9 protein-coding genes are annotated in these 12988 nt (G+C 44.2%); 6 read left to right on the forward strand and 3 right to left on the reverse strand.

Going from position 1 to position 12988, the window contains the following annotated elements; all coding sequences use genetic code 11:
- Positions 1 to 248: 248 nt before the first annotated feature.
- Positions 249 to 920, reverse strand: a complete 672-nt coding sequence (locus M0N77_RS03925; protein WP_353103720.1) for a DUF6231 family protein — start codon at positions 918 to 920, stop codon at positions 249 to 251.
- A gap of 193 nt (positions 921 to 1113) precedes the next feature.
- Here M0N77_RS03925 and pepN point away from each other — a divergent pair, with 193 nt between their 5' ends.
- From pepN to M0N77_RS03940, 3 genes are read left to right on the forward strand one after another with little or no spacing between them, the layout of a single operon-like run.
- Positions 1114 to 3756 carry an aminopeptidase N gene (pepN, locus tag M0N77_RS03930; protein WP_353103722.1) on the forward strand — a complete coding sequence of 881 codons (2643 nt, stop codon included), beginning with the start codon at positions 1114 to 1116 and terminating at the stop codon, positions 3754 to 3756.
- 45 nt (positions 3757 to 3801) lie between these two features.
- Entirely contained in the window at positions 3802 to 5370 is a 1569-nt protein-coding gene (locus M0N77_RS03935; RefSeq protein ID WP_353103724.1) for an inorganic phosphate transporter, read from the forward strand.
- A gap of 60 nt (positions 5371 to 5430) precedes the next feature.
- Positions 5431 to 7167: a Na/Pi symporter gene (locus tag M0N77_RS03940; protein ID WP_353103726.1), complete on the forward strand. Its 1737-nt coding sequence runs from the start codon at positions 5431 to 5433 to the stop codon at positions 7165 to 7167.
- Positions 7168 to 7359: 192 nt separating this feature from the next.
- Here the strand turns inward: M0N77_RS03940 and M0N77_RS03945 are convergent, their stop codons facing one another.
- Positions 7360 to 8442 (reverse strand): 3-deoxy-7-phosphoheptulonate synthase, encoded by a 1083-nt coding sequence (locus tag M0N77_RS03945; protein WP_353103728.1) that lies wholly within the window; start codon positions 8440 to 8442, stop codon positions 7360 to 7362.
- A gap of 177 nt (positions 8443 to 8619) precedes the next feature.
- Here M0N77_RS03945 and lpxB point away from each other — a divergent pair, with 177 nt between their 5' ends.
- The 3 genes from lpxB to M0N77_RS03960 are packed head-to-tail and all read left to right on the forward strand — an operon-like array spanning position 8620 to position 12135.
- Positions 8620 to 9921 carry a lipid-A-disaccharide synthase gene (lpxB, locus tag M0N77_RS03950; RefSeq protein ID WP_353103730.1) on the forward strand — a complete coding sequence of 434 codons (1302 nt, stop codon included), beginning with the start codon at positions 8620 to 8622 and terminating at the stop codon, positions 9919 to 9921.
- A gap of 43 nt (positions 9922 to 9964) precedes the next feature.
- Positions 9965 to 10849 (forward strand): ribonuclease HII, encoded by an 885-nt coding sequence (locus M0N77_RS03955; protein ID WP_353103732.1) that lies wholly within the window; start codon positions 9965 to 9967, stop codon positions 10847 to 10849.
- Positions 10846 to 12135 carry a CAP domain-containing protein gene (locus tag M0N77_RS03960; protein ID WP_353103733.1) on the forward strand — a complete coding sequence of 430 codons (1290 nt, stop codon included), beginning with the start codon at positions 10846 to 10848 and terminating at the stop codon, positions 12133 to 12135. The genes M0N77_RS03955 and M0N77_RS03960 overlap by 4 nt, the downstream gene beginning before the upstream one ends.
- Before the next feature lie 20 nt (positions 12136 to 12155).
- On the opposite strand, the gene M0N77_RS03965 is transcribed toward M0N77_RS03960, so the two are convergent.
- Positions 12156 to 12821, reverse strand: coding sequence for a DUF924 family protein (locus M0N77_RS03965; RefSeq protein WP_353103735.1), 666 nt, complete (start codon positions 12819 to 12821; stop codon positions 12156 to 12158).
- Positions 12822 to 12988: the final 167 nt, after the last annotated feature.

Below are 12988 nucleotides of genomic sequence, written 5' to 3' on the forward strand. Positions count from 1 at the left end.
CTAAAGTGTTGATTAAATTATTATTTTAAATCACTTATAATAAACGTAGGGAATTGAGGTTTATCATAAAATCAATGTTACGTTGTGTAAGTAGCATTACTGTTAATAATACCAAGGTTTGGTAGGTATTACAGTACGTGTCTGATAATTTAATTTTAAAACCAAGCTATTTATAGTATGAACCAGTTATAGGGTTAACCGTTTTTGGCTATAGCCAAAATCGACTTTGATGAAATTAACTTTAATACTTACCAGCGATGTTTGTCCCAGTTTTCAGGATTGGCCCAGTATTTATTATTTAACCAATTAGGCAAGCGTTTATAATCATAAAGATTAAATTGCCAAAGGGTTAGTCGTGGGTTTGCTACGGCTGCATCATCAGCCCAAGCTACCGCTGACTCTAAAGGGTATTCGCTCATAATATCAAAGGGCGTAAAACCATAAGCTCTTAGGTTTATATCAGCGTTAACCGCAATCAGCAAATGAGCGGCATATAGGTCACGATAGCGCATGATAAGAGGAATAAAGGGCTGTAGCTGCTCCTCTTTAAGAGTAGGTAGCCAAAAGCAGCCTAGCTGGTAGCGTAGCCTAGCGTTTTGTTTGTTAAGCTGAGCTAAGGTGCTGATCTCAATAGGTCTTTTAGTGTCGTTTGTTATAGTGTTTTCACTGTTAGCTTTGCTAAGGTTTTGGCTATCACTCTTGATATTAATGCCTTGTTGATTAAGTTGCTGATTTAGATTTTCAGCCTGGTAATTATCTGCTACCACCCATAAAAGAGGCGAGGAGAGCTTCTCAGCCGTTTGAGTAACCGTATCAGTCTCTTGCTTTTGCCTCTCTGCTAATAGGGAAGTCAGTAAAGCATCGCTATAAGCTATCAATGCAGGCAGGGTAATAGTAGGGCAACTTGAGTGACTGCTCATAAGGGTTTACCAAAGTGATTAAACAAAAAGATTACTCTTGAAATTTGCTCAGCTAAGCCAATGTAGCGTTAAAGCTTACGAGAATCAAACTTAATTTAATAACTGAGCTTAAACCTAAACTAAGCCTTATAATACTCATCAAAAATATCTCTCTAAGCTCAACCACTTTTTTAGAACAATAATAGGAATAGCAATGTCCACGACCCAAACCGATGCCAATATTATCAATGCTGACATGCCGGATGTGCCAGCTCATACGCCTACTAAAATCCATCTAAAAGACTATAAGCGCCCAAGCTTTGATGTCGAAACGGTTGATTTAGATATTAAGCTGTTTGCAGATTTTGCGACGGTTGATAGTACCTTGGTGATGACTCGTCAAAGCAGCGGCGATCTTGAGCTATATGGCGAAGATCTTGAGCTGTTATCTATCAAGATGAATGGCGAGACGCTGACTAGCGATTACTATCAGCAGGCTGGCGGTAAGCTTATTATTAGCAACGCACCAGATGAGGCGACTTTGCAGCTACAAGTCCGTATCCATCCGCATAGCAATACCGAGCTTGAAGGTCTATATATTGCTGGCAGTGGCAGCGATACCATGTTTGTCACTCAGTGCGAGCCTGAGGGGTTTCGTAAGATTACCTTTTATCCGGATCGCCCTGATGTGCTCGCGGTATTTACTACCCGTTTAGAGGCGGATAAGCGCTATCCAACATTGCTTGCCAATGGTAATTTAGTTGAGGCAGGCGAGGTGATGGGCGATAGCAGCCGCCATTACGCTATTTGGCACGATCCAACCAACAAGCCAAGCTATCTATTTGCTAGCGTCATTGCTGATCTAGCAGTACTAAGTGACAGCTACACCACTAGCGAAGGCCGCAAGGTATTGCTTGAGCTCTACGCGAAGCCGGAGGACATCGATAAGTGCCATGTCGGTATGCAAGCGCTCAAAGACTCTATGCAATGGGACGAGGTCAATTATGGCCGCGCTTATGATCTCGATCGTTACATGATCGTGGCGGTCAGCCAGTTCAATATGGGCGCAATGGAGAATAAGGGTCTCAATATCTTTAATACCGCCTGCGTGTTATCGAGTCCTGAGACCACTACTGACGCGCGTAGTTTCAGTGTCAAGGCGATCATTGCTCACGAGTATTTTCATAACTGGACGGGCAACCGTATTACCTGTCGCGACTGGTTTCAGCTGTGCCTAAAAGAGGGCTTTACGGTCTTTCGCGATCAGTCCTTTTCTGCCGATCAGCAGTCTAGCGCCGTGCAGCGTATCGATGATGTGGCGACTTTGCGCGCCCATCAGTTCAGCGAGGATGCCGGGCCATTAGCGCATCCGGTACGTCCTGAGAGCTTCGTTGAGATTAATAACTTTTATACGGCTACGGTTTATGAGAAGGGCGCTGAGATTGTGCGGATGATAGCCAACACTTTGGGCAAAGAGAACTTCCGCACGGGCACCGATGAGTATTTCCGCCGTTATGATGGGCAAGCGGTCACTGTTGAGGATTTTTTATCCGCGCTAAGTATCACTGATCCTAAGATTGAGGGTTTTATCGATTGGTATCGCCAGCCGGGTACGCCGGTAGTATCAGGACATCAAAGCTTTGATAGCGACAGCCAGACTTTGACTATCACTTTGCAGCAGCAAACGCGGCAAGTAGCAGGCTTTGCTGCGCCAAAACCTTTGCCCATTCCGGTAGCGACCGCTTTATTTGACAAGGATTCAGGCGCTATTATTGATGAGCGGATGCTACTGTTAGACCAAGCTGAGCAAACCTTTAGCTTTAATAATATTACTAGCGAGCCTGTGGTCTCTTTGCTGCGTGATTTTAGTGCGCCGGTACAGTTAAACTACGATTATAAAGATGAGGATTTAGCGTTCTTACTTGCGCATGAGACCAATGGCTTTAATCAGTGGCAAGTGACGCAGATGCTAGTCAATCGTATCTTGCTGCCAACAGAGAGCGTCAAAAGTCGTCCTGATATTTATTTGCAGACCTTAGCCAAGACTTTGCCAAAGCTGGCCGCGAGCGATGCTATGTTAGCGGCGCGCCTGCTCGATATTCCCTCCGCACAAGAGCTAGCTGCCGCCACTCATCAAGACTATGATCCCAAAGTCATTAAAGAGCAGCGCGACGGTTTATATAATCAAGTGGCAGAATCCCTCAAAGATCAGTGGGCGGCGCTCTATCAGCAATTGCCGCTACAGCCGTATACCGATAGCCCAGTAGCGCTGGGTAAGCGCGCACTACGTAATGTCATCTTAGACATGGCATTAACGGCTAAAGTTGAGGGCGCCGAGCAGTGGGCTGAGCAGCAGTACCATAATGCCAGCTGTATGACTGAGCGCTTTGGCGCGCTAAAAGCGATGGTTAATCATAAGCTCGCTAAGGCCGATGAATATTTAGCAGATTTTTATCAGCGCTTTAGTGATAATGATTTGGTGATAGATTTATGGTTCAGTGTGCAAGCGGCCAGCCCTCATGTGACTACAAAAGATATCAAAGCCCTATTAGTGCATGATAATTTTGATTGGCATACGCCTAACCGTATCCGCTCAGTGATCAGTGCCTTTACCTCGCAGCCAACGGTGCTATGGACCGAGCAGGGCTTAGATATCTATACTGGCGTGATCAAGACTTTGGACAGCACCAATCCAGTGCTCGCCGCGCGTCTGCTACAGGTGTTAGCGTGTTGGTATACCTTAGTTGCGCCGACACGGCAAATGGCGCACGATAAACTCACGAAGCTGCAGCAGCAAGTGAGCTCTAAAAACGTGCTGGAAACTTTAGATAGTGTGTTAAGTGCGGCAGCTAATTAACTCTTATCAGATCTTCTTTATCCACCAACGAAGGGTACGTGTGGCATGGATCTAAAAAGTATTGAAAAAATTGAAAAAAAGGCCGGCTTTAGTCGCTCAGAGGCGCTACGTATGGCTTGGGTGTTGGTGTTTATTATTGGCGTAATGCTGTACGCGCACTTTAATACTCCGGCTGTGCCTGGCCGGATAATGCTGATAGTCGCGGCGATGATTGGCGGCTACATGGCGCTCAATATTGGCGCAAATGATGTCGCTAATAACGTCGGCCCGGCGGTAGGCTCACAAGCTCTGACTATGGTCGGGGCGATTGTTATCGCTGGTATCTTTGAAGCGGCTGGCGCGTTAATCGCTGGTGGCGATGTGGTTAGCACCATCAAAAATGGCATCATTGATCCAAGCCTAATTCAAGACAGTAATGTGTTTATTTGGATTATGATGGCCGCTTTATTAGCGGGAGCCGTATGGCTGAACTTTGCCACGGCAGTAGGGGCGCCGGTGTCAACCACCCATTCTGTCGTCGGCGGGGTGATGGGAGCGGGTATCGCGGCGGGTGGCTGGGGTATTGTCAATTGGAGTCAGATGGCAGCGATAGCGTCGAGCTGGGTTATCTCTCCGGTTATGGGCGGTATTATAGCCGCCGCTTTTTTGCTACTTATCAAGCACACCATTACTTATAAAGACGACAAAATAGCCGCCGCCAAACGGGTAGTGCCGCTATTGATATCATTAATGGCATGGTCATTTACCACTTATCTACTTATGAAAGGCCTAAATAAGCTTTGGGAGCTGAGCTTTGCTATGGCCTTAGGCTTGGGTTTTTTCGTCGCTATTGCTATTTATATTATTATCAAACCTCTAATCGCTAAAGCGGCAGATAACATTGATAATGATAAACATGCTATTAACTCCCTTTTTACCGTACCGCTAATATTTGCGGCCGCCATGCTCAGCTTTGCCCATGGGGCCAATGACGTTGCCAATGCGGTAGGACCTTTAGCGGCGATTAGTGATGCTATCACTAGTGGCGGTATCGCGAGTCAGGCCTCTATCCCTTTGTGGGTGATGATGGTAGGAGCATTAGGTATCGTATTGGGCTTAGCGTTATTTGGCCCCAAGCTGATTCGTACGGTGGGCTCGGAGATTACTGAGCTGAATAAAATGCGCGCTTTTAGTGTGGCTATGGCCGCCTCCATCACCGTTATAATTGCCTCACAATTAGGCCTGCCAGTAAGCTCTACCCATATCGCTGTCGGCGGTATCTTTGGGGTAGGATTTTTGCGGGAGTACATCAAAAAATCTTATCAGCGTATGGTTGATGAGATTATGGAGCATCACGAAGGCGTCGAACAAGAGATAGTAGAGGCTTTTTTGCAAGATTTTCAAGCCGCTTCGGTGGCGGGCAAGCATGCTATGCTCCAACAACTTAAACAAAATAATACCGCGACGCAGTTTAGTAAAAGGGAAAGAAAGACTCTTAAAAAAGTGTATAAAAATGAGCTAGTAAAACGCTCAGCGCTACTTAGAATCGCCGCAGCTTGGGTAATCACCGTACCTGCTTCTGCGCTTTTGGCCGCGCTTATTTTTTATACCATCAGAGGAGCGCTGTTACCTTAAGTCTCTAACTTTTTCGGTCAAAAAGTATCATCGTGACACCCTAAACGGATCATTAAGCGCATGTATAGAAAGATAATACTGCTAAGCGTCTTTATCATTTTGGCTTATGGCTTTTGGGTAAGTCCAAACCTAAAGCAGATTAGTGCTGGGGTGGCGATATTTTTGTTTGGAATGTTAGCGCTAGAGGAAGGCTTTAGAGCATTTACGGGTGGCTTATTAGAAAAAATTCTAAAAAAAACCACCACTGGCTTATGGAAAAGCATGAGCTTTGGCGTCGTTACCACCACTATAATGCAGTCGAGCTCCTTAGTTTCGGTAATTGCTATCTCATTTTTGTCGGCCGGTTTAATCAGCTTAGTCTCCGGTATCGGTATTATCTTCGGTGCTAATTTAGGCACGACAACAGGCGCTTGGTTGGTTGCAGGTTTGGGGCTAAAAGTCGATATCGCCGCTTATGCTATGCCAATGCTGGTGTTTGGGGTTATTTTGATATTACAAAAGTCCAAGCACCTAAAAGGTATTGGCTATATATTGGCGGGGCTGGGATTTTTGTTTTTAGGTATTCATTATATGAAAGAGGGCTTCGAGCTCTTTCGTGAAAATATCGACCTGACCGCTTATGCCATGACGGGTCTCAAAGGCTTACTGCTTTATACTTTGATAGGTATCGTCGCGACAGTGATTATGCAGTCCAGTCACGCCACCTTAGTGCTGATTATCACCGCGCTTGCCAGTCAGCAAATCACTTATGATAATGCGTTGGCCTTAGCGATTGGCAGTAATATCGGCACCACCGTCACTGCTATTATCGGTGCCATCAGCGCTGGCGTTAACGGCAAAAGACTAGCTGCCGCCCACTTGGTGTTTAACGTCATTACAGGACTAGTAGCCATAGCTCTAATCGCTCAATTGATGGTAACGGTTGATTGGTTATCTAAGCTATTAAACATAGCAGACGATAATTACACCCTTAAACTGGCGGTATTTCATACTTTATTTAATCTATTAGGCGTCATTTTGATGGTGCCTTTCATCGATAAATTAGCCGCTATTATCACCAAACTACTTCCTGATAAAGTCTTTGCGGTTGCAGAGCCAGTTTATTTGTTAGATTCCGCTCTGGAGATTCCGGAGCTGGCAGTGGAGGCGGTGTATCAAGAAACACTGAACCTAGCGAATTATTTCTTTGGCGTACTGTGTCATGGATTGAGCTTTAAAGTCGCTGATATTCGCTCAAATATTGCAATAAAAGAGATTATAGATTCTTTTGAGAAGCCTATTCCTATTAATTTAGATGAAGAATATACCACCAAAATTAAGGGACTCTATGTTGAGATAGTCAATTACACAGGTCAGATCAATAATGAGAATATGACTTCTGCACAAAATAATAGAATATTTGAGCTACGCTCAGCGGGCAGTAGTATGCTAGCGGCTATCAAAAGCACCAAACATCTGCACAAAAATTTATCTCGATATTTAAATGACCCCAATCCTTTTGTGCGAGCCGAATATAACAAGATTCGCTATCGATTGGGCAGCATCCTTAGAAGCCTTATTGAAATACAAGACAATTCGGACAAAATCAGTGAGTTTATTACAATACTACCAACCATTGAGGCTATGAGAGTCGAGGCGATTCAGGCAGATCAGCAGTTTATCATTGATATCAACTCGATCATTCGCGACAGAAAGATTAGCGCTGCTATGGCGACATCCTTGATGAACGATAATAGCTATACTAATAATATTGCCAATCAGCTCTTAGAGATTGCCACAATATTGTTCAAAAAATGAGTTAGCCTTCATTCATGATTATAGAAGCAAGAGGCTAAAGCTGTTAAAGTAGCTATAAAAATAGCCTAAGCAGAATAAAAAAGCTAAATCATTAGTACTTTTATAAATAACTTAAATCAGCCTCACTAAAAAAGCCCGTTTAGCATAACTAATCGTCTGCTAAATGGGCTTATTTATTTTCATAAAGTCAAATTAACGATTAGGTAAAACGTCTTTGACCGCGTCACGTAAATCATGCAAGGCAACGACCGTGCTATCCCAATCTAGACAACCATCAGTAATAGATTTGCCGTATTCAAGCTGGCTTAGATCGGCGGTAAGCTTTTGATTGCCGCCTTTTAGATGACTCTCAATCATCATGCCAATGATAGATTTATTACCGTTTTGGATTTGCTCAGCGACGTTTTTGATAACCATCGGCTGCAAGTAAGGATCTTTACCGGAGTTGGCATGGCTTGAGTCAATCATAATCTTGGTGCTGGTTTTGCCTTTCTCTAACTCATTTTCAGCGGCGGCTACCGCTGTTTCATCATAGTTAGGTTTGCCATTACCACCGCGCAGTACCACATGCGCGTATGGGTTGCCTTTAGATTTGATGATAGAGACCTGCCCATCAGCGGATAGCCCTAAGAAGCTATGACCTTCTTTCACCGCTTGCATCGCATTAACCGCGACGGTCATACCGCCATCGGTGCCGTTTTTGAAGCCAACCGGACAAGATAAGCCTGAGCTCATCTCGCGGTGCGTTTGACTCTCAGTCGTACGTGCGCCGATAGCAGACCAGCTAATCAAATCCTGCATGTACTGCGGGGTATTGGGATCGAGCGCTTCGGTGGCGCAAGGTAGACCTTTTTCATTTAGATCAATCAACAGCTTACGAGCGCTACGCAGACCTTTTTCTATATCGAAACTGTCATTCATATCAGGATCGTTGATCATGCCTTTCCAGCCCACAGTAGTACGCGGCTTTTCAAAATAAACTCGCATCACCACAAATATACTGTCTTCAATCTCTTTGGCCAATACAGCCAAACGATCAGCATATTCGTGAGCGGCTTTTATATCGTGAATAGAGCACGGGCCAATCACCACAAACAAGCGCTTATCTTTGCCATCCAAGATATCTTGAATAGTACGGCGACCTTTTAGCACCGTTTTATAAGCGGCATCGGTAAGTGGTAGCTCAGTTTTTAGCTGAGCAGGAGTGATTAAAGGAATGAATTGTTCAATATTCACGTCATCAATATCTGCGTTATGGGTAGCGGTTGTAGTCATGGTTATCTATCGTCTAGCTGATTTATAGGAATATTCATTATGCGGTCAAAAGCTGCCGTTGACAAGGGTAGTCGGTCAATTAACTGACTCATAACAGGAATGTGAAAACCAAAATTTTGTTATACTTAGCTTTTTATGATTATATTCTCCGCTATTTTTTAACATTAAAGGTTGGTCATGACAGATATTGCTAAGCCTAAAGCTGCAACTGAGCTTATAGATACTTCACAAAACCATTCGCCATTATCAGCGCCATTAGTGATAGGGATAGTGGCAGGCGAGGTATCTGGTGATAGTCTTGGCGCTGATTTTATGCAGCAGATGAATAATTTGCGTGATGATATCATCTGGGTTGGAGTGGGCGGCACAAAAATGCAAGCGCAAGGGCTGCAAAGTCTGTTTCCCTTATCGCGTCTAGCGGTGATGGGCTTAGTGGAAGTCGTCTCACAACTATCTGACTTATTCAAAGCGCGTCGTGAATTGTTAACAGCATTTGCCGCTGCTGATATTGATTGGTTTATTGGTATTGATGCCCCTGATTTTAACTTGCGCGTTGCTAAGAAGCTAAAGCCTAAAGGGGTATTTTGTGTGCAGTATGTTAGCCCCTCTATCTGGGCATGGCGCGAGTCGCGTATTCATGGCATTAAAGAAGCTACTAACTTAGTGCTGTGTCTATTTCCATTCGAGCTACCCGTCTATGAGCGTTATAATCATCCGGCCATTTGTGTCGGTCATCCGCTGCTCAGAACTTTAGATAAGAAGCTTACTCACACTCCGACTAATCAGTTACGTAGCGAGCTGGTTTGGCATAATGATGGCCTGCAGCAATTCTTCATCGAGCGCTTTGAGGCGGTTAGCCAGCTTATTTGTGTGATGCCAGGCTCACGGCGCAGTGAGATTACCGCTATTTTACCCTTAATGCTAGATGGCATTCAAAAGCTATTGTTAGTAGATCCTAAGCTATGTTTTATCATCCCGACCGTCGATCAAAATCATCAATACATCGTGCAAGACGTGATAGATAAGCGCTCTGAGCAGCTACGCGCCGCTATCGCAGTGGTCTATGATGATAGTCAGCCAGCCTTTAGTCAGCAAGCGATGGCCGCCTCCGATATTGTCATGCTAGCCTCAGGCACCGCCACTTTGGAGGCGATGCTGCTTGAGCGCCCCATGGTGGTGATTTATCAGCTCAATCAGTTGACTTATCAAATTGCCAAGCGCTTAGTCAAAACTCCCTTTGTAGCATTGCCTAATATTTTGGCAGGAGAGGCGATAGTAACTGAGCTGATCCAAGAGCAAGCGACAGGCGAAAATATCTGCCGTACTTTGACCAAATTATTGCAGCCACGCGCTTATAGCGAGCAGCTCAATAATCTATTAGCTACCAAGCGAGATTTGCAGCAGCAGAGCAATCACGATCCTGCCAATAGTGTGGTCGAGCAGTGGTACCTGCAAAATCAGGCTTTGACTAAACCTTAGTCTATTTAATTTTTAATAACTTGATAACTTTTAGCGGTATAACATGAGCTTTGAGACCCAAATTTTTCCTATCGACATCTTTATTGATACCTCTATCAAAAGTATTGAGATAAAAGGTCAGTGTATTACTCTGGCGGCAGCTATTCAGTTAACCGGCCAGCTAAAACTCTCAGCGCTGTTAGCTGAGCGTCAGTCAGCAGCGGGGCAAACTACTTCGCTCAAACCGCTACAGTTAGGCATTGATGAAGCAGGGCGCGGACCATTATTAGGCAGCGTTAATGTCGCCGCGGCTCTCTTGCCAAATAATTGGTCTGATTTGATTGATAATCAGCCTTTATTGAATACGCCTTTATCTATCCTAACCGATTCCAAAAAGCTCAGTGAAAAAAAGCGCGACATTCTCTATCCTTTGATACAGCAACATGCGCTAGGGTTTCTTATCGCTGAGATACCAGCGGCGGTAATAGATCAGATCAATATTCTGCAGGCAACGATGCTAGGAATGCGTTTGTGTATTGAGGGCTTACTGGAGCAGATCGCAAAAGGAATAATAGCTAGTAAGCTTATAGAAACTACAAATAAAGCTAAACTGCTAGCTGTTGAAGTATTAGTCGATGGCAATCGCTGCCCTGAGCTGGATTATATGAAGTTGTCTAACTTAGGATTACCTCAGTCCGCTATCGATTGCCAAGCTTGGGTCAAAGGGGACGCGCGTCACACTAGCATGGCGGCAGCGAGTGTCTTAGCCAAAGTGAGCCGCGACCAGACTATGTATGCGCTAGACACAAAGCATCCACAGTATGCTATCGCTAAGCATAAAGGCTATCCAACCAAAGTGCATCTGCAAGCTATAGATACTCATGGCGTGTTAGCTGAGCATCGACGTAGTTTTGCCCCGGTGGCAAAAAAGCTGGATGAGAGTCCATGAGCACTAAATCATCAAGCAAAACTTCAGTAATAGCGATGCTGTTGCTACTATTGTTGCCTGCCTATGATGGAGTAGAGAGACGTCAGCTGAGCGCGATTTATAAAAGTGATTTTGAGGCTTTAATAACCCGTCTTCAATTAGATAGGGCGCTTGATCCTAGCATTAACTTGCCAGAGGATAGCGCTACTGCTCCCGCTCATAAGTCTATCGAGGAGGGTATTAACGCAAAGGTAGCAAATAGTGATTTAATTGCTAGTAATGCTGACAATGATCATGACGAAAATGTCGCTAGTATTGCCAATAATGAATTTAATCTTGCTAGAAGTCGCTGCGGGCTAACGACTTTGACACAAGACCCTGAGCTCAAAGCAATAGCGCTAGACCATGCTAACTATATTGGTTATGTGTTTGCTAACTCAGCGCCTACTAGGTTTAATCCGCATTATCAACATGAAATTGCCGATATTGCTAGCGTTACTGGTAGCAACAACCCTTTTTTTGGCGGTTTAGATGTCAAAAACAGGATGTTTAACGCCAGCTACCCTAATCTCAGCTATGGCATTACCGAAAATATTGCGCAGACAATGTATTATCACTCTGCCGGCAGGCTCATATCGCCAACGACCGCAGCGATCTCTATGGCAAAATCTTTATTAGCCGCCCCTTATCATCTGCGCTCACTAATGGTACCAAGCTCCAAAGTTGTAGGAACGGCGCTGATCGATTACAAGCCTTATGATAAAGAACAGAGCACTAATCAAGGTTACGTATTAGTCACTAACGCGGCGGCTACTAAAGCCACAAAGAACGCAAAGTTTTCAGGGGTTTTTACTTATCCTTGTCAAGGCGTCACTGGTACTGTTACCGGACTTTATAACGAAACGCCTGATCCAGTCAGGCATAGCGGACGCAACTTAACTACTGACCCGATAGGGCAACCTATCTATATTAATGTTCCAGAAGCTCGAAGTATTAAAATTAGTAATATCAGTTTTTATGAGGTAGAGCGCAATATCACTGTACCTACGCAGCTACTCGATTTTCAAAATGATCCCTATAAAAATACTGAGTATCAGCTATCAAAAAACGAAGCCTTTATCTTGCCTATCACTGACTTGCTAAATAGCTGTAAGAGCGTTATAAAAAAATATAACCTGTCAAAAGCTAAAAACTGCGGTCTACATGGCAATAGTGAGTATCAAGTGAGCTTTGATATTAGTATTGATAACAAACGCCTGCAGACTCAGTCCTTTAGCTTTATAACTGGAGAGACTAACTATTCTTGATAAGCTATCTCGTTCATATATCAGAACGACGATCCAGGCTGCTCTAAGAATGCTTTTTCATCAGCGCTAGACTCTCGACCCAAAGTCTCATTACGATGCGGATAACGACCAAATTTCTCAATGATATCTTTGTGACGATGCTCAAACTCTAAGGTGCTTTCGTCACCTAGTTGCTCAAACAACGGCAAGTACTGCTCATGAATAGCCAACGACTCAGAATGCATAAAAGGCATAATCGTAAATCTGCGCCACTCCATTGGTAAGATTGCAAAGTAGGGTTGTTTGATGGCTTCTTGTGCCAACACTACCGCCATACCATCTTGCGAAAAAGAGCGAGCATCACCGCGGCATAAATTACGTGAGAACTGATCTAGTACGATAATCTCAGCTAAGCGACCCGCTAAGTTAGTAATCGCGCTATTGTTATCAGCTTGACTCTCTGTGCGTCGCCAAGAGGCACATTCGCCCTGCTTAGCCGCTTGCCAAATTTGGCCAAACTGCTCGCGTATACACTTATCAAAGTCATCGTTTTTTTCGAACCAATACGGCTGATTGTCTTTATCGAACCAAAACTCCAACACCGCTCGAGCATCCGCATTTAGATGAGTCAGATCGATATCTTTAGCATTAATTTGTGCTAAACCTGCTTTATTGACAGATTTGGAATAATCAGTAGAGAGTGACATAAGCTATTCTATTGGTAGTGGATTCAGCCTACTATAACCAATTTTTCTTTAGGCTCATAATGCTAAAATGTAGCCACAGTTAACCTTGCAAAATACAATATAATCCTTATTATCAGTCGCTACTAGTGCTAGAGCCAGTTTGGTTTTATTAGCCGCATTTTATTCAC

It is taken from the genome of Psychrobacter sp. AH5 (assembly GCF_040371085.1).
Lineage (GTDB): Bacteria > Pseudomonadota > Gammaproteobacteria > Pseudomonadales > Moraxellaceae > Psychrobacter.